Source organism: Clostridium sp. UMB9555A, assembly GCF_030222355.1.
GTDB classification, from domain to species: domain Bacteria; phylum Bacillota; class Clostridia; order Clostridiales; family Clostridiaceae; genus Sarcina; species Sarcina perfringens.
The window spans coordinates 1-360 of record NZ_JASORQ010000034.1; the positions used below are offsets into that span (position 1 = coordinate 1).

Here is a 360-nt window from a genome sequence, read left to right on the forward strand (position 1 = left end):
GTTCAAGCGGTAGGAGAGCGTCGTAACCGGGCTGAAGTCGTACCGTAAGGAGCGGTGGACTGGTTACGAGTGAGAATGTTGGCATCAGTAGCGAGATGTGGGTGAGAATCCCACAGGCCGAAAACCTAAGGTTTCCTCAGGAAGGTTCGTCCGCTGAGGGTTAGTCGGGACCTAAGCCGAGGCCGAAAGGCGTAGGTGATGGACAACTGGTTGATATTCCAGTACCACTACCATCGTTATTATCGATGGCGTGACGCAGGAGGATAGTGTGTGCTAGCTATTGGATGCTAGTCTAAGCGTTTAGGCAGTGAGAGTAGGCAAATCCGCTCTCATAATGCTGAGGCGTGATGGGGAAGGTTC

Annotated in this window: 1 rRNA gene; it reads left to right on the forward strand. The window is 52.8% G+C overall.

Annotation, left to right across the window (positions count from 1 at the left end):
- Window positions 1-360: ribosomal RNA gene (locus QP548_RS16840) — 23S ribosomal RNA — on the forward strand; the annotation flags it as partial.